Annotated in this window: 17 protein-coding genes; 7 read left to right on the forward strand and 10 right to left on the reverse strand. The window is 47.6% G+C overall.

The window, feature by feature from the left end:
• Window positions 1-61: 61 nt before the first annotated feature.
• Entirely contained in the window at window positions 62-1,768 is a 1,707-nt protein-coding gene (locus SK066_RS21010) for an ATP-binding protein (protein ID WP_320542873.1), read from the reverse strand.
• A 318-nt stretch (window positions 1,769-2,086) separates the two neighbouring features.
• Here SK066_RS21010 and SK066_RS21015 point away from each other — a divergent pair, with 318 nt between their 5' ends.
• Entirely contained in the window at window positions 2,087-3,358 is a 1,272-nt protein-coding gene (locus SK066_RS21015; RefSeq protein ID WP_320542874.1) for a BaiN/RdsA family NAD(P)/FAD-dependent oxidoreductase, read from the forward strand.
• 62 nt (window positions 3,359-3,420) lie between these two features.
• On the opposite strand, the gene SK066_RS21020 is transcribed toward SK066_RS21015, so the two are convergent.
• Together SK066_RS21020 and SK066_RS21025 are read right to left on the reverse strand one after the other, a co-directional pair.
• Window positions 3,421-3,894: a copper amine oxidase N-terminal domain-containing protein gene (locus tag SK066_RS21020; RefSeq protein WP_320542875.1), complete on the reverse strand. Its 474-nt coding sequence runs from the start codon at window positions 3,892-3,894 to the stop codon at window positions 3,421-3,423.
• A 390-nt stretch (window positions 3,895-4,284) separates the two neighbouring features.
• The gene (locus tag SK066_RS21025) at window positions 4,285-5,196 is read right to left on the reverse strand and encodes a glycerophosphodiester phosphodiesterase family protein (protein ID WP_320542876.1); all 912 of its coding nucleotides are present in this window, start codon (window positions 5,194-5,196) and stop codon (window positions 4,285-4,287) included.
• A 750-nt stretch (window positions 5,197-5,946) separates the two neighbouring features.
• On the opposite strand from SK066_RS21025, the gene SK066_RS21030 reads away from it, so the two are divergent.
• Window positions 5,947-6,414, forward strand: a complete 468-nt coding sequence (locus tag SK066_RS21030) for a MarR family winged helix-turn-helix transcriptional regulator (protein ID WP_250343794.1) — start codon at window positions 5,947-5,949, stop codon at window positions 6,412-6,414.
• Window positions 6,415-6,578: 164 nt separating this feature from the next.
• On the opposite strand, the gene SK066_RS21035 is transcribed toward SK066_RS21030, so the two are convergent.
• From SK066_RS21035 to SK066_RS21050, 4 genes are all read right to left on the reverse strand, one after another.
• Entirely contained in the window at window positions 6,579-8,249 is a 1,671-nt protein-coding gene (locus SK066_RS21035) for an ABC transporter ATP-binding protein (protein WP_320542877.1), read from the reverse strand.
• On the reverse strand, window positions 8,239-8,841 hold the full coding sequence (locus SK066_RS21040) for an ECF transporter S component (protein ID WP_320542878.1): 603 nt from the start codon (window positions 8,839-8,841) through the stop codon (window positions 8,239-8,241). Before SK066_RS21040 ends, SK066_RS21035 begins: the two co-directional genes overlap by 11 nt.
• A 102-nt stretch (window positions 8,842-8,943) precedes the next feature.
• Window positions 8,944-9,684: an energy-coupling factor transporter transmembrane component T family protein gene (locus SK066_RS21045; protein ID WP_320542879.1), complete on the reverse strand. Its 741-nt coding sequence runs from the start codon at window positions 9,682-9,684 to the stop codon at window positions 8,944-8,946.
• Window positions 9,685-10,254: 570 nt separating this feature from the next.
• Window positions 10,255-10,590: a hypothetical protein gene (locus SK066_RS21050; protein WP_250343798.1), complete on the reverse strand. Its 336-nt coding sequence runs from the start codon at window positions 10,588-10,590 to the stop codon at window positions 10,255-10,257.
• A gap of 310 nt (window positions 10,591-10,900) precedes the next feature.
• Between SK066_RS21050 and SK066_RS21055 the strand changes: the two genes are divergently transcribed.
• On the forward strand, window positions 10,901-11,380 hold the full coding sequence (locus SK066_RS21055) for a GAF domain-containing protein (RefSeq protein ID WP_320542880.1): 480 nt from the start codon (window positions 10,901-10,903) through the stop codon (window positions 11,378-11,380).
• 368 nt (window positions 11,381-11,748) lie between these two features.
• Here SK066_RS21055 and SK066_RS21060 read toward each other — a convergent pair whose 3' ends face one another.
• The gene (locus SK066_RS21060) at window positions 11,749-12,438 is read right to left on the reverse strand and encodes a hypothetical protein (RefSeq protein WP_320542881.1); all 690 of its coding nucleotides are present in this window, start codon (window positions 12,436-12,438) and stop codon (window positions 11,749-11,751) included.
• Window positions 12,439-12,948: 510 nt separating this feature from the next.
• On the opposite strand from SK066_RS21060, the gene SK066_RS21065 reads away from it, so the two are divergent.
• A complete protein-coding gene (locus SK066_RS21065; RefSeq protein WP_320542882.1) occupies window positions 12,949-16,845 on the forward strand; it encodes a collagen binding domain-containing protein in 3,897 nt (1,298 codons plus the stop codon).
• Window positions 16,846-17,081: 236 nt separating this feature from the next.
• Here the strand turns inward: SK066_RS21065 and SK066_RS21070 are convergent, their stop codons facing one another.
• Window positions 17,082-18,602, reverse strand: coding sequence for a dihydrolipoyl dehydrogenase family protein (locus tag SK066_RS21070; protein WP_320542883.1), 1,521 nt, complete (start codon window positions 18,600-18,602; stop codon window positions 17,082-17,084).
• 317 nt (window positions 18,603-18,919) lie between these two features.
• Between SK066_RS21070 and SK066_RS21075 the strand changes: the two genes are divergently transcribed.
• A complete protein-coding gene (locus SK066_RS21075) occupies window positions 18,920-19,651 on the forward strand; it encodes a hypothetical protein (RefSeq protein WP_320542884.1) in 732 nt (243 codons plus the stop codon).
• A gap of 204 nt (window positions 19,652-19,855) precedes the next feature.
• Window positions 19,856-20,473 (forward strand): hypothetical protein, encoded by a 618-nt coding sequence (locus tag SK066_RS21080; RefSeq protein WP_320542885.1) that lies wholly within the window; start codon window positions 19,856-19,858, stop codon window positions 20,471-20,473.
• Between the two features lie 124 nt (window positions 20,474-20,597).
• On the opposite strand, the gene SK066_RS21085 is transcribed toward SK066_RS21080, so the two are convergent.
• The gene (locus tag SK066_RS21085) at window positions 20,598-21,815 is read right to left on the reverse strand and encodes an ROK family protein (RefSeq protein WP_320542886.1); all 1,218 of its coding nucleotides are present in this window, start codon (window positions 21,813-21,815) and stop codon (window positions 20,598-20,600) included.
• Window positions 21,816-22,049: 234 nt separating this feature from the next.
• On the opposite strand from SK066_RS21085, the gene SK066_RS21090 reads away from it, so the two are divergent.
• Window positions 22,050-22,745: a hypothetical protein gene (locus SK066_RS21090; protein WP_320542887.1), complete on the forward strand. Its 696-nt coding sequence runs from the start codon at window positions 22,050-22,052 to the stop codon at window positions 22,743-22,745.
• Window positions 22,746-22,896 lie beyond the last annotated feature (151 nt).

Genomic DNA, 22,896 nt, shown 5'->3' on the forward strand with positions numbered 1-22,896 from the left:
TTATACACAGGTTCAGCCATAATACCACCGCCGAAGAGCCGATTTCCAATAAAAAACCGCCTTAATCCTCGTCTTCCTCCGTTAAGCTTTCCGTTTCCTCATTCGTACTCATTTGTTCAAAAATGACCGAAAAGGTCGTTCCCTTTCCTTCCACCGAATCCACGACAATTCGCCCATGATGCCGCTCGGCAATACTCAGACAGAGTGACAAGCCCAGACCTGTTCCTTTGGACTTGGTCGTGTAAAAGGGCTCGAACAGCTTGTCCAGACGATCTGCTGGAATACCCGGCCCCGTATCGCCAATGCGCATCACAACCTCACCATCTACCAGATCGGTTTCGATCCGCAGCTCACCACGATCATCCATCGCTTCCATCCCGTTACGCGCTAGATTCAAGATCAGCTGCTTGATCTCTCTGGAGTTCATCGCGATTCGTGGTAGCTGCTCATACGCATAGAATGCAATAGACTGTCCGCGCAGATTCGCATCTGCCCACATGAGCGGCAGCAGCTCTCGAATGATCGTATTCAGATCGCCAGCTTCCTTTTCAATGATGCGATTTTGAGCGAGGGATAGAAAGTCATTAATAATACTATTCGCACGGTCCAGCTCTTCCATCACGATCATATAATAATGATCGAGCGTAGCTGGACTTTTCTCCTTCATGAGTTGAAGGAAGCCACGCACCACAGCCATGGGGTTACGAATCTCGTGCGTAATGCTCGCTGCCATCTTACCCACCAGACTGAGCTGCTCGACATGGCTCAATTCACTGCGCAGATTCTCAATCTCCGTCACATCCTGACCGACGATAACGAATCCGGTTAGCTGCTCCCCTGGCTCATACCATAGAGGCGCGACATTCATATATAATACAGCATGATCTAGCCGTAAAATCTCACTTTCATTGGCATGGCTTTGCCTGGAGCGCTCGATCATCTTAATTGTCCCTACTAGACCCTCTGTCCGCTGCGGTTCCTCTAGCTTGAACAAGCATATTTCATGGATTCGCTCCCGTGTAGCCTGTGGGAATGCTCTGCGTAATTGTACCAATGCCGCATCGTTAATGGCGGTAATGCATCCGTTTGCATCAATAGATGTGATCATCATCGGGGCGACGTTCATAAGCTGACGTAGCTTTTCCGCTTCCAGAATGACACGATTGGATAACTCCATCATCTGCTGACTCACCTGCTTACGCTCGATCACACGCTCAATCGCCTGTACACAGTAGTCACCGACGATCACACCGGAAGCAATAATGAGACCGATCAATATCAACAGCGAGCTATCCATCTGATGAAGCCGCTGCTCTATAAATAGCACCACGATTCCGAATAGTGATCCTGTTATAATGAGCAGCAGCGCAATCATTCGCTTGATTCGCAGCGAAGAACGCTGGAATAACGGCGCACAAAGACCTGCTACCGGATACAATAACAGACCGGTCTGAATAAGGAGATCGCTTACATGATGCTCCGCACTAATTAACCAGTACATCGCCACACTTAATATAAATAGTATCAGTCCACGCTTTGCGCCTATATAAAGTACGCCAACCATCAATGAGACAGCACCTAACGAAATCTGGATATCCACCGCGCTATAGAGCGTCAATAGCCAGCCAATCACGATACTACAGGCAAAAGCAATCAAGAGCACCGGGGCATAGCCACGCCATTTCAGACGGATATCCTGAACAGCATCATCACCACTACGTTCTACAACAGCCGAGAAAATAAATACAGAGGAGCCTACAGTCAGCATTTGCAGCAGGATTTCCTTGACGGCAATAATAATGGTGCGCCCCTCCTTTAGTGTCTGTCCTATTTCGATTAAAGCATAGCCTGCTTTTCATTACAATATATAGTAGCTTCTACTATTATTTTGAACTCATTATTTGATTCACTTGTTATTTAGTTGTTACTGATTAGTATAGATCATTTTGTTGGTTAGTATTCAATCATTATCGCGAATATTCAACATAATTTTTCAGTAAAAATGCAAACCAGACACTGACGCTCTCATGTTCATGGTATACTATAGAGATAGCTTCATATTATGTATATAAAGGAACGATTACGTTTGAAATACGATATTATTGTGATCGGCGGCGGTTCTGCTGGTCTGATGGCAAGTGTGGCTGCCAGTGAGAACGGCGCACGCGTACTGCTTGTGGACAAAGGTAACAAGCTGGGACGGAAGCTGGGCATCTCCGGTGGTGGACGCTGTAATGTAACCAATGCGAAGGAAATTGACGAATTAATCAAATACATTCCGGGCAACGGACGCTTTTTGTATAGTGCGCTGGCGAACTTTAGCAATCTGGATATTATGCGCTTTTTTGAGGATATGGGTATTGCGCTAAAGGAAGAGGATAATGGGCGCATGTTCCCGGTATCGGATAAGGCGAAGACGGTTGTTGATGCGCTGATAAGTCGAGTACGTGCGCAGGGCGTGGAGATTCGAGTGAACAGCCCGGTCGCTGAGGTGCTGTACGAGGATGGAGCGGTCGCAGGTGTGCGTCTACGTTCCGGTGAACGTCTGCGCAGCAAAGCGGTCATTATCGCTGTCGGCGGCAAGTCTGTACCACAAACAGGCTCTGAGGGCGATGGATATCCGTGGGCAGAGCAAGCCGGGCATACGATTACCGAGCTATATCCGACTGAAGTTCCGCTCACCTCGCCCGAAGCGTTTATTCAAAGCAAGGAGCTACAGGGGCTGTCCTTGCGCGATGTCACCCTGACCGTCTGGAACCCGAAGGGCAAAAAGCTGATCATGCACGAGGGCGATATGCTGTTCACGCACTTTGGAATCTCTGGACCAGCGGCTCTGCGTTGCAGCCAGTACGTTGTCAAAGCGCTGAAAAAGTTCCCGGTCACCTCAGTACAGCTCACCATCGATCTGCTGCCTGATCGCAGTACAGACGATGTGTATCGGGAGACACTACAGCTCGCCGAGCAGGAATCTCGTAAAGCGGTCAAAAATGTGCTCAAGGGCTATGTGCCGGAGCGACTCATTCCGCTACTACTGCAAAAATCAGGTATTTCCGGTGATATCACCTACGATCATATTCCGAAGCAGCAATGGATGGAGCTGGCTCGCCTGATCAAGGCATTCCCGGTAGCCATTCACGGTACGCTGTCGATCAAGGAAGCCTTTGTTACAGGGGGCGGCGTGAACCTGAAGGAAATTCATCCGCAAACGATGGAGTCGAAGATGATGTCAGGGCTGTATTTCTGTGGTGAGGTGCTGGACATTCACGGCTATACCGGTGGTTATAATATTACTGCTGCATTTACGACCGGTCATGCGGCAGGTCGGAGTGCTGCGGAGGCTGTGCAAGCGTTGGTGTAAGCTGATGTAATAGGATGAATAAAGCCGTCTATCTTAAAGATAGGCGGCTTTATTCGTAGTATTTATTTACTCATCGTAATATTTACATTTAAGAAGCCATCATCTGCTTTTTTAGCATCTACTGTAGCTCCCAAAACTTCTGAGACAAATCGCAGAGGAACGATCACTCGATTAGGATAATTCAACAGAACAGGGGCATCCGATAGTACTTTGGGTTGCTTATTTACATAAGCCGTAGTACTACCTATCGTTAAGGTAGTCACAACACCTTTACTCGATACAATAGTTACTTGTTGTCTGGAACGATCCCAACTCACTATTCCCCCCAAATTTTGTGAGACAAAACGCAGAGGAACATAAGCAGTGCCCGTTTCTTGTTCAATATAGGGTTTGATATCCGTATTACCTGAAGCAATACTAATCGGACTCCCATTCACCTCAACATTGATAGTATAGATAGCTCTGGCGTTAGCCGCATGACTTGTAACAAGTAGAGCAACTAGCAATACACTAGAAATAAACATTTTTCTAATCATACGAAAGACTCCTTTCTTTAATTAACAGAGAATGTATATTGCTCCACATGAGAAGAATCGTTTTTGGTATGTTTTTGGTATAATTTATCTTTCCTCCATGCACCCATACATCATCATTTAATTTTTAAATTTTATATACACTAAATTTAACTTATTAATGAGGCCTGTTCCACGCCAAACACACATATATCCAATGCTGAAACTATATACTACTATATGATACCTTCGTACATTCTTGCTCTAGTTGACTACTTCATGCGAAAAAGACCTCCAGCACCATCTATTGGTGACATGAAGGTCTTCACTTTTAAAATATTAATTTATTAATGGATGAAATAAATTTCCCTTTAGTAAATAGCATAGCAACCTGTACTACGATCTCAAACTTCCCTACTCCACCTTCACCGAGCGACGCGCAGCACGCTCTAGCTGCTCCACTTCATCCAGATACCGGCGTAGCTTCTCCGTATCATCCGTCTGAATCATCGTAAAGCCCTGCTGCAAATGAGCCTGCCAGTTCGCTTCCGCATCACCTAACTCGGATTGACCTGCACACAATGAATCCCACATCGTATTGACCCACAGGCGGCAATTATGCTGACGAATAGTACGCAGCACCTCGGGCGCAACAAGCGGGCTATCCTCTCGCTCAAAGCAGATTTCCACCGCCTGCGGCTTTACATAGCGGCAGAAGTCATCCATCTGTGCCGTATGCTGCTCATTCGTACTATCTAAAACGTGCATATATAACGGCTTTTCTCCCACTCGGTGTATAAAACGATGGATCTCCTCAGGCTCTGCGGTGCTTTTGAACAGTGTTTGCTGCACGGTTTCGGTTCGCTCCAGAATCGGATAAATCTCCTCACGCCACGCCCAGCATTTATCCAGGTTAATCATCACCTTATTGCGTACAAGGATCATCACCTCTTCCAGTGTTGGAATGGTGTAGTTCGTCAGCAGCTTCGCCGATCCGCCCTGATATTGACGCAGCCGCAGCTCGCGTAGCTCAGCAAGCGTCATCTCCGCAATCGTTCCGCTACCATTCGTCATGCGATCCACTGTCTCGTCATGCATCAGTACAAAAGCACCATCGCGTGTCTGCTGTACATCAATTTCAATCAGATCCGCGTGTGCGACGATGGAATACTGAATCGCCGCCAGTGAATTTTCTGGCGCATGTCTCCAGTCGCCTCGATGGGCTGCGATCATGACACGTCCATCTGGGTTATGGAAGCTGGATACAATCTCGTTATAGCCTGTCCGACCTGGTTCATGTTCTGTTGTCAGGAAGTCTTCTCTCATTGGCGTTATCTCCAGTTCGTTATTTCCGGTCGCTGCCGGTAGCCTCGAATGCTTGTTATCCACTTTAACGTGTCAACATTAACGGGATTGGATATTTGTGCAATTTTTACGTAAACGTTTTGTAAACGCATCGATAAGTTACCAACATCCTATACACAAATTAGTACCAGATATTAAGTGCTTACGCACAAGTTATCAACAACTTATACACAGCCTGAGGATAGAAATTAGTAAAATACTTCCACACTATACAGGACGCGAGATAATTATGCAGATAGGCATGTGAATAAAAAGTTGATTTGGAGCTATTTTATCCTCACACGGTGTATAAACTGTGGATTTTATGCAGATCGAACCCCCTGAAAATGATGGATCGAATTTATTCACAAGGATATCCACAGTATTTATCCACTTTTCCACAGGGTATACACATCTTGCGCACATATTTTTTCCATTTTATTTGTGCGTAGGAAAATGGATGTTCATTCATTTATCCACAACATGCTTGCTTTCTTTTTAATGAAATACGGTTATCTCCAGCGTCAATTGTGAAATATAGAACACTTCGCTTACCGTTTAAATGAAATTTAATCCTTAAATTTAATATTTAAAATGCGCGGCATTGTGACAAATCACACATTTTTTAATTTTAATTGCAGGTAAGATAAAGATAGTAATCATAACTACTTCAACATTTGTCTCAATAGATTGGATGCCGTAATGATTCCATACAGAAAGGATGACCGTATCATGATTAATATGTCTATGAATAATACCGAGCAATCTATGCATCTGTACCGCGTTTTTGCCAAAGCCTTTAAAAGCTTGAGTGAGCACGCTGTAGCAGGCAGTAAGATCGAAGGCTTCAACTCCACCGCATTCTCTGTTATGGAGGTTTTGTATTTTAAAGGCGCACAGCCGATTCAGCAGATCGGTGCGAAGCTGCTGCTACAGAGCGGCAATGTGACGTACGTGATCGACAAGCTGGAGCATGGTGGCTTACTTCGCCGACACCCATGTCCAACCGACCGCCGCGTAATCTATGCTGAGCTGACCGATCAGGGACGTGCGATGATGGATGATATCTATCCAAAGTACGAGGAACGTCTGAACTTCGCTCTAAGCGGATTGAATGTACAGGAAAAGGAGCAGATGATCTATCTGCTCAAAAAGCTAGGTATGGAAGCGGAGCGCCTATCTCCATCCATGCGTAAATAATGTAGCGCTTCAGATCTATCTGGATTCCAGCAACACGATAGTACCTAACACAAAAAACGGATGCCCTATACGATAAGGACATCCGTTTTTTGATGTTTGATATACGCCAGCTTACCTGTGTACTTTATAGACTGGTAATCGTTTTGATCACTATTTATTAACGATCATCGAGGAGCAATGCTCATTCGACCTCGCTCTAATGTACACACACGAGACGCATAAGGATGGAACAATTCCGGCTCATGCGTCACGACCAGCAATGAAGCTCCACGCTGTATCGCATCTCCACATAGCTCGAGCAAGCGCGCAATCGTAAAATAATCCGCCGCCGAGCCCGGCTCATCTAAAATGTACAGCGAGCGCTCCAGTAGAAACTGTGCCGCTGCTGCCAGCAAGCGCTTCTGCCCACCGCTCAAGCTATACGGCGAGGCATCACGTTGCTCCAGCAGACCGATTCGCTCCAGCATCTGCTCTACTCTGGATGAATGCAGCTCTGGCAATTCCTCATGTCGACGCAAGCGGAGCTGGGCGCGCAGACCGAATGCACATTCCTCCCATACAGTCGCCGCTACCCATTGATGATCTGGATGCTGGAACAGATAAGCGGTATCCTCTGCACGCCTATCCAGCTTATCTCGATACGTATCGTGTGCGCCGCGATAGATCGTTCTCGCAGGCGGTTGAAGCAGACCGGATAGCAAACGTGTTAATGTCGTTTTCCCCGAACCGTTAGCACCACATAGCAATGTCATTTCGCCGGGGAATAGCTGCAAATCAATAGCCTGTAACGCAGGCAACGTCGCTCCTGGATAGGTGTAGCTCAGCTGCTTGATCTCCACGACTGCTGTGCGATGCTCAGCAGACAGGGCAGTCGGGTTCGCTGCTGATTTTACTGCCATTACTCTGCCTGCGTCTGGCAGAGCGATAGACTGTTCAATCGAATGCTGCTCTGACTGCATCGTCATCCCTTTTACCAATCCTGCTGATTGTTCTGTTGCCGAGTGTTCTCCTGCCGAATCTTCTGACGACCTTTCTATAGAAGAAACCGATGCTGATGGCAAAATAAATAGCGTCTCTAACCGCTCGCGATGCTGCTGCTTTATCGTCGCAGGCTCACCCTCCAGTAGCACCTTTCCTTCCTGGATAATGATCACACGATCAGCACGGTCTGCAAGCTCATCCCAGCGTGCAGATGCTGTAATTAGCGTTTTGCCTTGATCATGCCAGCGTTGGATCATCTGTGCCACACGCTGTCTGCCGGTCGGATCTAAGCTCGCCGCTGGTTCATCCAGCACCAGCATTTCCGGTTCCATCGCCAGTACAGCGCCTAATGCTGTACGCTGGCGCTGCCCACCAGACAGACGATGCACCGCCTGGGATCGCACATGCTCAAGCTCTAGCTCCTCTGTTAATCGATCGATACGCTTCCCGATCTCTGTAGCGGGTAGGCGTAGATTTTCCGGGCCAAATGCTAGCTCATCCTCTACCGTACCGACGACCAGCTCGGCATCCGGGTCCTGTCCCAGTGTACCGAGCACATCCACCAGCTCCCCCGGTGGTGCAAAGGCAGGATCAAATCCATGCACCAGCACGGTTCCTTCACGTTGCCCGCCAGCAAGCCGTGGCAGCTGTCCATTGATCAGACGGCAGATGGTCGATTTCCCGCTGCCACTTGCACCAATCATCGCCACCCATTCACCGGCAGCTACCGTTAGCGATAAGCCTTGAATAACAGGTGTAGAGCTACCCTCATATCTATACTGTGCATCCTTTAGCAGAATCGCTGGATCAGACACCATTGCCGCAGAAGACGTTGTCGACGATTTAGCGTCCATTCGAGAAGGCTGCGAAACGGCGCAACAGTCCTGTTTTGCCCAGTGCGCGTGCCAGTCCGACGGTCAGCAGACCACAGAGCAGAACACCGCTCAGAATGCGTACAACCATCGCAATCGCCAGCACACCAAAGCCAAATTTACTATATCCGAACAATTGAATCGCTACGATAAACCAGATCGGCACCATCGCGCCACCGACGAGCATCAGCACACCTGTCGACCAGTTACGATAACGCAGCACAGCGAAAATGATCTCCGCAATCGCCATATAGCATACCGCTGCTGCCAGCGCCGAGATCATACCATACGACGTTCCGACAAAGCTCTGTACCAGCGCACCGAGCGCGTACGTAATCACGGCTGTACCAGGCTTACGAATAATATAGTAAGCGAGTAAGCCATATACCATATACAGACCGGTAATGGTCGATGTGAGAATCGGACCACCCAGACTGCTCAGCAGCTGATTCACACCGGACATGTACATCGTCAGCACGGCATTGGCTGTAGCCAGTAGCGCCATCAGCACGATATCCATTGTTGTGAACGCTTGAAATGTTTTATTCATTGTATTCTGAATTGGGGTACTCATACATTCTCTCCTTACGGCATGCTCTAGCACACACTTATATTGTTAACCACGAATTATAATTTAGGTTAACAATAAACAGAAGTCAATCCCTTTTTTCATAGGCTACAGTAGAATACATACTATTGCCGTCAGGATCAGACCGGTAATCATCGTTGGTATCGCTGAGGCTGGCAGTACAAATGGACGGTAAAATGTACGCTCTGCATAAGCCCCAAAGCCCTTTGCATCCATCGCACCTGCAATATGCTGAATGCGGCGTATCGATCCAGTGAATACGGAGCCGAGATACTCGCGGTTTTGCCGAATCGCCTCCAGTCCACGTCCACGGCGTTCGCCGCGAAGTCTGCGCGCTGCCAGCGCAAGCATTGCTTCCTCACGCAATAACGGTAAGAAGGTGAGCGCCAGCGCCAATCCATAGGCAAATCGATAAGGCACTCTCAGCTTCTGCACCAGCGCACTCACCAGCTCGCGATAATCGGTCGTGAGCGATAAGGCAACCGAGGTCATACAGAGGATAAAAATACGCAGCGTCATCACAGCTCCATAATCCATCCCGCCTGCTGTAATCTGTAGCGCTCCTGCTTGCCATAGCACCGTACCACTACGTACCGTCAACAGAGATAATACGAAATACGGAATGCCAATCACCAGCAATAGCTTGAATAATGGACGGCCAATGACCTGCCCCGATCCCCACAGAATCGCCAGCCATACACATGCAAATAAAATCGTCTGCGGCAAGGCATGCTGAATATGCACAGCCAGCACCGAGACGCATAACAACAAAACGATCTTCGTCAGCGGGTCCATACGGTACAGCCATCTATGTTTGTTTATATCCAATCGTTCCACTCCCTGAGCTCTGCCGAGCCTTACTAGATCACGTCTCTTATGTTCAGCTTCTATATCTTGCAACCACCTGTACATAACCAATCATCGCTCAAGCATCGTTGCTTATAATCGCTTTGACTTGGTTACTGGGAAGTACATTTTTTTGAGTCAGAAGCGCTGTCCGCAATCGGTGTTAGAATAACGCATGCTTGTCATTTACGCAAGCATGGCTGCATCTGTTTTATGTGTGATTGCCACGTTTATCGTGACTGCTATCTAGCGCTTATCGCCTATCGTCACTTGGTAGGATGGTGCTGTTATTGTTGTAATGGTACTGCTACAGTTTATGATATGACTGCTATAGCTAGCGTGATGATACGTCCTATGCTCATCTATCCCTAATTTGCATCCAGCTTTAATTTCTGCACAAGCCAAAAACCGATATCCGCCCCAGTTGGAACGAATACCGGCAACTTGCCAGAGTTAATACTACGATCATGTTATGTAGCATCAAGCCCTTTTCAGTGGCATCGAATAGCAGCTTTCTCTTATCCGAGATCAGAGAATGATCTGATTCGGTACTTAGACGACGACGGAAGATTTGGGCTTGGAAGAGCGAGCACGCTCTGGAGAATTGCCGGTATCCGCAGACACGACCTCGCCGCATAGCATAGCAAGACGTTTGCGAATCTCGCGCAGCTCACCGATACCAGTACCTGTAATCCGGTACTCTTCACCACTCACGGTCAGCATATTTTCGGCGGTTAGATGCTCAAGCTGCTGCTTGACCTCGCGATCACCGACACGATATCCCCAATTTTCCAGTACAGGCTGCATATCAGCAATGGTCAGCTTATGCTGATTGGCCTGATGCAGCATATGAATCCGAATAAACAAATTTTGTACCTCCGCATGCATATACCCTTCTCTCCTTCCAATCGACTGATTAATATAGCGCTGAATAGATGTGCACAGGTCCGGAAACCGATTTGATTCAAGCTGTACTTACCCTGCCAGCCAGTGAGGTAAACATATTTCCAGTTTATATTCCAAATTTTACCTTACATTAAAAGTAATCTTCATCGTTCCACAGAGCAGTAATCTTTTCCTGATCTTCATTGGCAAAATATTAGTACAGCGGTATACTAGGACGTACACGTCAACACAGTAGCTGACCGCAGGATGAACCTGCGACCTGCAACCAATTTATACGAAAAAGGTGATTTCCATGTTTGAAAATATAACGTACACTGGCTCCCGTGAGGAGCAATATGCCACTGCACTAAGCCAGCTGAAAGCATTGATTCATGACGAAAGCGATCGAATCGCCAATCTGTCGAATGCGTCTGCACTGCTCAAGCAATTCCTACAGGATACGAACTGGACAGGCTTCTATCTGTATGATGGAACCGAGCTTGTTCTGGGTCCTTTCCAGGGCTTGCCTGCCTGCATTCGCATTCCACTCGGTAAAGGCGTATGCGGAACAGCAGCTGCGGAGCGCCGCACACTGCTAATTGCCGATGTGCATGAATTCCCGGGTCATATCGCATGCGATGCAGCGTCTAACAGTGAGATCGTTGTGCCACTTGTTCGTGGTGATGAGCTGATTGGTGTGATCGATATCGATAGTCCACTGAAAAATCGCTTTGATGAGCAGGATCAGCAATTTTTGGAGCAATTTGCTACCATTTTGCTAGAAGCAATCTGAGTGACTAAGCCTCAACCATAGATCACTCGTTACACAAAAAGCCATTCCCACATCAGAGCAGCACTCGTGCATCTGATACAGGGAATGGCTTTTTAGGCTGAAATGAAGCGGTAGTCGCCCCTATTCATCATTATCATTTTATAAAAAGGCAGCTATCTTATTAGAAGCCGACTTATACCATGAAGAGCTAGTGTGCAGCTTATAAGCTAATTTCGAAAAGTTGTCCACATGTGGATACTTTTTGATCGCTTATGCACTTCAACCTTATGCTCTATGCTCTACATGGGCTAAATGGAATGTATCATAAGGCAGAGAATATATCATGAGATAGAAAATACGCTATACACTCAACTCAGGCAAGCAGCGAATCAATCGCCTACGCTACTACCGTCCTGATACTCACCGCGTACACGTACGACATTACCGTCCTTGTCCAGATCGACACGTACGGTTGTCCCTGCCTTACGCTCATTGGCTGGGCCGTCTGTACCTTCAAAGTTCGCAGCTTTTTTATATTTTTTCTCATCTGTACCTTGCTTGATCACCACTTCGGTATCGGTTTCGGATACGAATTGACCTACGATATCACGCTGGGAATTGTCCATATCGTCTGCGTCCTTCGCAAGCTGTGCAGTAGCGATCGTGCTATCCTGCGCATTCAGTGTTACGCTCACCTCTTGACCCTTCAGGTCTACCGAGGCTGGTAGATCCGCAGCTGGCTCGTAGGAATTGCTTTTTGGAATCACGAGCTGATTACCACCCACATCGAGTGTCATCGTGTCGCCATTTTCAGATACATATTTACCAACTACGTTATAATCCGAGCTGGAATCACTTTTGTTTGGATCGGTAGAGTACTGACGGAAATCTCCCTCCAGCGTTTGCGCATTCGTGTTCGCCTGTCCAGTATCCTCTGGAGTCGCCTCACTTGCGCTTTGCAGAGGTGCGGTTGGATCGCCGCTCTGACTTGCCTCTTTATTATTTGTGTCGCCACATCCGGCAATCACACCTGATAATAAAACTGCCGCAGCAGTTCCCATCCATAATCGATTCTTCATACGAAAAAGCTCCTCTCGCTAGTAATATCCGTATTCGCAAGCAGTGTACATCGCTCATATGACCTTATACCCCAAACAACGGTCTTTCCAAACCTGCACCCTCTGGAATCATTCGCTCACTATTACGGAATGCTATGAATAGACAGCTATTTAGCAAGGATAAATGTACATTTTTTACCATGTTTCACCATAAACCGCGTGGTTTTAATAGTTCATACGGCTCGCTAAATGAAGCAGGTCATTGGAACTATAGTAAGGTGGTCAACTATCCGCAAAATTATTTACTAAATTCATTAATAAGTACGTTACATCAAGGGATGCAATAGAGTATAATCAAGTAGGTCACCTTACAGAAATTAACTATTTATTCATTGCATAGTTGCAGTGAAATAGTTAGCACATTGACTCCAATCTCCTCATTAGCACTTTAGCCGCAATGCTTCATCAGGGAGTACGGACACTTCAAGCTGACGACCGGAATCTATGAACTACATAAGAAAGGGGTTTTTTATGCATCTATTTAAGAAAGTTAGTGTAATAATGATCGCTGTCATTTTGTTGATGACAGGTACGCTCATGCCCACACTAACGTATGCGGAGGATAACACGTCCACGACTGCGAGTGATTCCAGTTCATCCAGTGCCTCCACAACGACAGTACAATCGGACACGTATGGAACGAATGGATCAACAACGGCACCAGATAATACGAGCGGAGCCGCTACACCTGATCCAGCAACATCAGCAGCCCCTGCGGCTACAACCCAGTCCACTCCAACAGCGAAGAAAAGCATTTTAACTGATGCGTTTTTGACAGATGCGAATGGTAATGTCATTCAAGGAGATGGATCAGGCGCAGCGATCGACCCGGATGCACCAATCAATCTGAATTACAAATGGTCATTGCCGGAGGATGGCTCGTACAAAGCCGGATCGACATTCGAATTCGATCTGCCCTCTACGTTTACACTTTATAATGATATCAACAATGTTTCACTCGACTTTGGCGGTCAATCTGTCGGTAGCTTCAACGCTACACAAAGCGGTCATGTAACCGTTACGTTCAACTCTACGATTGAACGCTACTCGGATATTCATGGCACCATGCAGTTCCGTACAGCGCTGAGTAAGCAAACGGTAAGCGGTAGCACCGAAGTGAAGATTCCTGTTCCCCTCGGCGATAGCTCCCAGGTTATCATCATCTATATCAAGCCAGCCAAAGGCAACGCCATTAGCAAAAAAGGTGCTGTCATTACGGGCGGCAAAATTCGCTGGACTGTCGATCTGAACACCAACGGTGAGAAGCTCGACAATGCCGTTCTGAGCGATCCGATGCTAGCCGGACTCAAGCTCGATCCAGCAAGCATTCAAGTGTACACACTGAATGTCAAAGGCGATGGCAGCACAAGTCAGGGCTCACAGCTTAGCTCCGGCTACACACTGACAGCAGACGATAGCCAGTTCAGCCTATCCTTTGATAGCTCGACTCGCTCTGCTTATCGTGTGATCTATGTAACCTCGATTACCGATAACGCTCAAACGGTATTCAAAAACAAAGCAACTCTGAGCACAAGTAGCGGTAGCGCTACAGCCGAGGCACAGGTTACCGTACAACAGCAATTTTTGAGTAAAAAGGTCGATAGTTACGACTCTGCTACCGGAACGATCAACTGGTCGATTGGCTACAATCTGAACAATCAGTCGATTCCGCAAAGTCAGGCGATTCTAAAAGACCGCTTTAACAGCTCACAGAAGCTGGTTGCTGGTTCAGTCAAAGTCTATGACACCAACAACAATGTGCTGACCGAAGGCACGGACTACACCGTAACGACAGTAGCGCCGCAAAATGGCACAACCGGCTTCGATCTGCAATTTAATAAGGATGTCCAAACAGCCTATACGATCAAGTACAGTACAGCCCCAGTTGGACAGATTATTCAGAATGACACGATTAATAACACCGTTACAGCAGGCAATACAAGCGCATCTGCCAGTCAGCCGATCAAGGGTCTGTCCTTTGTCAAAACATTGACGGATGCCAACTATATTCGCAAGGATGCAACGTGGAAGCTCGCGCTGGATAATCAGGGACAGCCTCTACAAAATGCATTGATCGATGATCAATTCCCGAATGGTGGACTGGAGTTCCTGCCAGATACGCTGAAGGTTATGCGTTCAGACGGTAGCGATTATCCTGCATCACTGTATACCGTAACTGTTAACGATGCACGCGCAGGCTTCCGCATTACGTTCCTTCAGCCGCCTAGCGAGCCGCTCAACATTACGTATCGCACGACATTCGATGCAGACTGGAAAAAGAACAAATCCGAAGTCTCTTATCAGAACATCGCTGCATTGTACTGGCAGGAAAACGGTACGTATCGTACTATTCCATCCGAAGCTCGCTTCTGGCCGGATAATCTGACCGTAAACAATGGCTCCAAAGACGGAACCTATAATGCGGTCACCAAAGAAATTACATGGACGATCAAAGCGAACTACAACAACAAGAAATTAACAAATGCAGTTTTAACCGATACGATCGAAGCAGGACAAAGCTATGTTCCTGGCTCACTCACTGTATCGAATATGACATTGCTCGGCTGGTGGAATGGTGTGGAGCAAGGCGCACCGGTTAATCCAGCAGACTATACGGTCACCACTCCAGCGGATGGGGCGAATGGCGGCACATTGCAAATTAATTTTGCCAAGCCGATCAATTCTGCTTACTGGATCACCTTCAAAACAACCCTGACCGGACAGGTCATCCCAAAAAGCGTGCACAATGCGGCAACGCTTAAAGGTAATGAAGGCGACTACCCATGGGCAGCGAATGTGAGCATCCCGAATGGTGGCGAGTACGTTAACAAAACGGGTGAGCAAAAAGGCAACAACATCAATTGGACAATCAATATTAACCGCGGCCAATCGTATGTTGAAAATGCCAAAATTATTGACACACCAACGCCAAATCAAATTTTGTTAACTGATTCATTCCATCTGTACAATGCAACAGTTGGGACGGATGGCTCATTGAAGCGTGGTACTGAGGCTGTTCAAGGTACAGACTACAAGCTGTCTGTCATTCCGGGCACACCGGAGCAGTTCGAGTTATCATTCACCAAGCCTATTCAATCGGCCTATATTCTCGACTATGCTACACTGATCACTGCGGGTGACCGCGATAAGGTGAGTAACAGTGTGAAGTTTACAGGCAACGGTATCACAACCGGAACGGTGCAAACGAACAAAGAAATCATTGTACGTAGCTCCTCTGCCAGCGGTACAGGCTCCGGTGCTACAGGCAACCTGATTTTGCATAAGGTCGATAGTGCAGATGCTACAATCTCACTAGCAGGTGCCGTATTCCAGCTACAGGATACGCTGGGTTTACGCTCACCAATCACGCTGACGACCGATGCACAGGGACGTATCCTGTTCACTCAGCTTCTGTATGGCACGTATAATTTGCAGGAGATTACCGCTCCAGCAGGCTATGTGCTTGATCCAACTGTACACTCGGTGACGATCAATGCGGCGAATCAGCAGGCAGGTAATGTACTGTCGATTACACTGACTAATACGAAGGCGCCACCTGTTGTGGGCAGTCTGCTTGTGAACAAGGTCGATAGTGCGGATGCTTCTATCGCGCTAGCAGGTGCTGTGTTCCAATTGCAGGATGCAGCAGGCGCTAATGCACCGATCGTCGTAACGACCGATGCTCAAGGACAGGCACTGTTCAACCAGCTGCCATATGGCACCTACAACTTGCAGGAGATTACAGCTCCACAGGGCTATGTGCTCGATTCGACTGTGCATTCGATTACGATCGATGCTACGAATCAGCAAGCAGGAACAGGCTTGGTGATGACGTTAACCAATGCCAAAACGCCAGTGACACCAACGCCGACTCCTACACCGGGTACGACGACACCTGGAACACCGACACCAACGCCGTCGAAGCCAGATAAGGATCGTCCATCAACACCAACGACACCTGGTAATGGTAACCCAACACCAGGCACGACAACACCAACCGATCCAACGGTTCCGATCAGCGATGATCCTGTACCGCAAGGTACGGTGACACCAGATCAGCCGTCCGTTCCACCAACAGATGAGACGACACCGGATATTCCAATTCCGGATGATCCGGTTCCACAGGGTACAACACCACCAGAAAGCACACCGGACATTCCGGTTCCAGATGAGCCAGTTCCACGTGGAACGACGGTGCCCTCTGAGCCTTCGACTCCGGTGAAGCAGCCATCTGTACCGATGCTGCCGAAGACGGGTGAGGACAGCAATACACCATTCTGGATCGCTGGTGCTTCGCTTGTTGCTCTTGGTATTTTGTTGAATCGTATGAATAATCGTCGCACACGCTCAAGCGGCAAATCCGAATAATGTAACACTAGATATCTAACAAAAATCCCACCTTACGAATGACCTGTAAGGTGGGATTTTTCTGTCTTATTTCTTGCTTATTTCTTGCTTATTTCTTGCTTATTTCTTGCTCCATTTTTCTTATACCATTTCTGAATACATAAAAGTTTATCTTTACGCGCTTCTGTAGCAAGCTATTCAGATATAAGATATAGACATGGAACGAGTAGGCTATCCTTATTTTTCGTTATTTCTCCTCATTCCTCGTCGTCCAGATTCAGCATATAGCTAATATCGGAGGCAGCCGTTGGATAGGCATAGATTACACTTTTAAGCTGATCAACTGTTAAGCCAAGTCGAATCGCGACTGCAAAATGATTGATTAGCTCATCCGCTTCACCGCTCAGCAGATGTGCACCGAGTACCGTCCGCTTTTGCTTATCCAAAATAATCTTAGCAAGTGCCTTCTCTCCACCTGTACGCTTGTAGGTGTACCAGGAGGACATATCGTAGGTCTTGATGCTGACTTCATCGCCTCGTTTACGTGCATCCTGCTCCGATAGCCCGACAGTTGCTAATCTTGGCATCGTGAAGGCGACACTTGGAATCTCGGTGTACTCGGCTGTTTGCGAAGGGCCATGTAGCATATTATTCGCCGCTATCTTGCCTTCCAGACCTGCGATTGGAGTGAGGGGCAAGCCCGGCGATGCCGCACAATCTCCAGCTGCATACACCTGCGGATTGCTCACACTTTGCAAATATTCATTGACGGTGATGCCGTTCTTCTGTGATTCCACATCGCCCTGCTCCAGCTCCAGACGATGAATATTCGGTCTGCGCCCAGCACCGTGGACGATCAAGCCACATTCGATATGGAGCAGCTCGGATGACTCATTCGTAATCGATTCGGATGTAGCAGAGGATGACGACTGAGACTGTGCAAAAGCGTCAGCGTGCTCATTGTCAGCTTGCTTGTAACGCGCACGAATTCGGTATAACGGCTGATTCGGCTGTGCGATTGGCGCCAGCGAGGAAGCTGTGACTACGGCGCCACCTGTCTCGGAGTCAGGATGCAGCGGTTCAATCGATTCTAGCTCGACATTCAGATGGATCTGAATGCCTGCCTGTCTGGATTGCTCCACCAGCGCATCCACCTGCTCGGGATCAAAGCCCTTGAGCGGACGATCACTACTATGCAAAATATGCACCTTCGCTCCAGCACGAGCCGCAATATGAGCAAACTCAAATGAAATATAGCCACCACCTACAAAGACGATCTGTTCTGGCAAATGCTCTAGCCCCAAAAAGCCATCGCTATTCGTCATATGCTCTTCACCCAGAATCGATAACGGTGCAGGCTCCGCTCCGGTTGCAATGAGAATATACCGTCCGGTTAATTGCTGTCCGTTCAACTCAATCGTTTGCTTGCCTGTAAAGTGCGCCTGTCCGTGTAAAGTATGAATACCTGCCTCCTGTAGCTTCTGTTCATGTGCTTCGGGCATCGGCTCGGTAAAGGTACGTTTGAATGCCATCAGATCCGACCAATCGATCATCGCCGTGACATCCATCCCTTTGCCACGCATACGTGCTGTTCGCTCGACCAGATCAGCAGCTCCAACCAGTACTTTTTTCGGATCACAGCCGCGTAGGGCGCAGGTTCCACCATATTCCCGTTCATCGATAATGGCGACCTCCCAGCCCTCCTGGCGGCAAAGCTGTGCAGCAGCGGCGCCGGCACTTCCGGTTCCAATTACGATCAGATCATAGGTTGATGTCACGTCGTATCGCCTCGTTCCCTGTAAGATAGTTAGGTGCTCTATTACCTTTTAACCTTGAATACAGGCACACAATCCCTGAATATATCGTAGCAAATGATTTGTCTACACCTGTGTAACAGGGCTTTCTTCCTGGTTAATATGTATAAGAGACAGGACAGATAGGTTAGAACGAATAAGACTATTCAACCAATTTGCTTTATCACTCGTCGGAAATGCTATTAACTGGGAATTGTCATCTTTTTATCCTTTCTTTTATTTACACACCATGTTAAATTGTAAAAAAAATCTATTAAATACAGATCAGAGGGGTTATGACGATGAAAAAATTATGGCTTACATTGACGATGACCGCTGTATTTGTCGGAAGTGCCGCCATTCCTGCTACACCGAGTTTCGCAGCTTCTAGTGATAGCAAGCCGGATGGCACATACACGATGGATCTGAATGATGATGGGAGCTATGAAGGCGATGTAGAGGACGATACGTACGGTGATGAGGGCACGATGGATGATATCGATCCTGCACTGGTCGCTGAAGCGGATCAGTTCGATCTGTATCTCGGTCAGCTCGGTGCATTACTGGATTACGAAGACAAAGCGTGGGCTGCCTACAATACCAATGATTATGTCAGCTCCAAAAACCGTAAGCAGGAATATCAGCTGATGACCTATACGGTGATCCCGAACTATACCAAGTTTTTGTCTGGATTAAAGCAGATCAAGCCTGAAAATGCAGAGGTTGCCCGTATTCACGCTCAATATGTGAAGGGTGCGTCCGCTGAGTTTGAAGCCTTTATGCTTTACAAAAAATATGTATCCACTCCCAAAATGAACGACCAGCTTCTGAAAAAAGTTCAAGCTAAGCTAACCGAAGGTAGTGATCTGATCGACCAGTTCTATAGCGATATCGATCAGTATCAGGTTCGCTTTGATGTGTTGTACGATTATGAAGACGATGGTAGCTATGACGATGAAGGCTACTACGATGAGGAAGCTGACAATTCGAGCACAGATGTAACGCCAAGCACATCAATGGACGATTTTATTTAAGCTTTTCGTTGATATAGCTAATTGTATAGCGGTACAGGCTTGATCATGTTGCGGCGGATATGGATAGCTTTCTCGCAAAGCATTCTATATCCGTCACAATGCACAGGAGCGCATACTCGCTGCACTCTGCTATCCCTGCCTCTCCTCTCCTTCACAGGATCAATAGGTTATAACCATCTCATATACATAAAGGAGCTCATCCCCATGAAAAAGAAACTTTCTTTACTGCTCGCCCTAACAGTTGTATTTGGCTTGACTGTCCCTTCTGTTGTCCCTTATGCACAGGCAGCTTCTACCGATACGACAGCAACAGATAGTAGCACGAACAGTACGGTGCAGCCACCAACGAACGAGGATACAGGCACAGATCCAGACCTCGATACAGGTGAAGATCCAGAGCTTGATCCTGCAATGCTCGCTGAAGCTGAGGCCATGATTTCCTATGGAGATCAATTGGATGCCATTGCTGTATATGAAGAGCGAGCGGTTGATACGTACAATAAATATCGCTATGTGACATCAGCGAATCGCAAGCAAGCGTATTCGGCGCTCACTTATACAGTTATCCCGAACTATACCAAGTTCCTGGCAGGACTCAAACAAATTAAACCAGAAAGCGTTCAGCTCGCCAAAATTCATGCGAACTATATCAAAGCAACTTCACTTCATCTGGAAGCAATGACATTGTTCAAAAAGTATGTATCCAGTCCAAAGCTAGACGTATCCATCTTAAATAAAGCAAATAAAAAGGTCGATGCAGGCATGGCTGCCCTGAATAGCTATAAAAAAGCGCTCGATGCCTATGGTGCTCAATTTAACTGAAGACAAGCCGAATCATATACGTAAGCCAATCGATACGATCTATCCCGTACCATTCGGAGTAAAAACTTCAATAGCCGATACATTCACAGCCCTATCGTTGTGAGTGTATCGGCTATTGCTATGTCTACATCTCCATCCGCTCCAGCACCATTACCGCAGCCCCTACCGAGGCGGCGCGCTCCTGTAAATAGCCACGCGAAAATTGGGGATAGGTTGCTGGCTCCCCATAAATTTGCTGCTGTGCCACATGAATCGCTGTGTCATAGTAGCCAGGCGCCGCTTGAATCAGTGCACCCCCTAGAATGACGCGCTCCGGCTGTAGCGTATTGATCAGGTTCGCCAGTCCGATACCCATATAGCCTGCCGAGCGATGGAACATCTCCTGTAGTGTCGGATCGCCCTGCTGTAAACGAGTCGTAATTCGCTCCCAATCGAGCATATCCATCGGTGCCGTATGCTGATCCTCACGCTCCGCTGCTACAGGTGTCCAATCCAAACCCATGCGGCTATGCTGACGCACCTGCTGCTCCAGCGCCTGAATCGACGCATACGCTTCGAGCGCACCGTAGTTCCCCCGATCATGCAGCCTTGCACCTCCAGCCGCCACGATCATTTGCCCAACGGCTCCCTCCTTGTCTACCGCTCCACGCATCAGCCGTCCATCGGATAGATACGCAGAGCGAATGCCCATGCCCGCATTCACATATAGTACATGACGCGCGTTATCTTCACGCATCGCCCAGTGTTCCCCTAGCAGAGCCGTATTTGTTCCATTATCCAGTAGTGCAGGCAGCTCCGTGCGCTCCCTTAGCAAGCGACAGATCGGCACCTGCTGCCAGCCCGGTGCATTAAAATAAATCGGATGATGAATCATCCCTGTCTCATGATCTAGTGGTCCCACCGCACCAACGCCAATACCAAGAATCCGGCGGCGGCTCATATGCCGCTCAGCGAGCACCTGCTGCACCTGCTGCCCCACCTCTTCCACCAGCTTCTCCGGGGTCATGCTCTCATCCATCGACCAGCGATGAGAATACAATGTATTCATGCGCAGATCGTACAAGCCTAGCACGGAGTACACACGCGAAATATCCAATCCGAAAATATACCGGTTATGCGCGTTCATCCGGTACAATACAGGCTTACGTCCTCCTGTCGATTGCCCCAGACCGGATTCGACGATCCAGCCCTCATGCAGCAGCTCATCCAGTACACGATTCAAGCTACTGCTCGTAATATCAATATCCTTCATTAATTCAAGCTTGGAAACGTCATCCTGTGCAGCAATCCGCTCATACGTCTGCCGCTTTAACGTTTTTGCTGTATTTTGATACACATTCATTCTCCCTATAGATGACATCATACAATGCCATTTGATATGTCTAGTTACGTTCATACGTCGAGCTTCATCCATATTGTGATATGTAGCTCCTGCACCTCACTCTATTGTAGCTACCTTATGGCGGAATAACCACCATCTAAAATAACTCTGCCCCAATGTCCAAATTTGCATAATTCATCCTATTAATGGTAAGTTAAATGTACCCCCATGATTTAACTAGAGGAGGTTATACATATGAAAAAATACACCGTACTTCTACTCACACTGATCATGAGCAGCTCTCTGCTCGGGTGTACCCAGCAAAGCAATACAGCAAATAACACGCCGTCAGACAGCTCGGCAACTACACAGCAACAGACAGAAACGACGACAACAGCCTCAACCGATAAGACAGCACCATCCAGTCAAGCTAGTCCAACGACAGCTCAACAGGGGGCTACTGCTACAGCAGAGCAAGTACAGGCTGCGACTGAGGTCGCTAAGCAGTACAAGCAAGCCGAATATGATGTGCCGGATTATAAGCAACTGAATATGGAGGATTCAAGTGCTACAGACAAGTCTGGATTACCAGCGATCTATCAGCAGCAATATGAGCATTTACAGTCGTATACGACTGCAAACTTTTTGAAGCAACAGATCACTAATCGTCTACTCGTTTTACCGCAGCATCTGGCGGTACAGTCCAAAGCTAATCTCAAGGCTGACGATCTACAGCTCACGCCTGATCCTGTATTTAAAGTCAAAGGAATTATGGAGATCGAATACCAGATGAACATCGCTGTGGGCGATAAGGAAAAGATTCCACTCACAGGCACACTGCAATTACAGCAAAACGAAGGGGAATGGAAAGTCATCAACGATGCTTACAATAAAACGCAGCTAGCCAAGCTTCTCGATCGTGCTGCTAGCAGAGCCACTTCTTCTTCCTAAAAATCATCAGCGTATACAAAAACCGCCTGTCTCTTATTGAGCACAGGCGGTTTTTATGATCACGTTTGTTACTTGCGGGCAGTAGTAGTATCGAAGTTTGGTAGGTACGGATTCTAAAGCTATGAATACAGTAACGCTGTATAACCTTTAC

The sequence above is a fragment of the Paenibacillus hunanensis genome (assembly GCF_034055775.1).
Taxonomy (GTDB): Bacteria; Bacillota; Bacilli; order Paenibacillales; family Paenibacillaceae; genus Saccharibacillus; species Saccharibacillus hunanensis.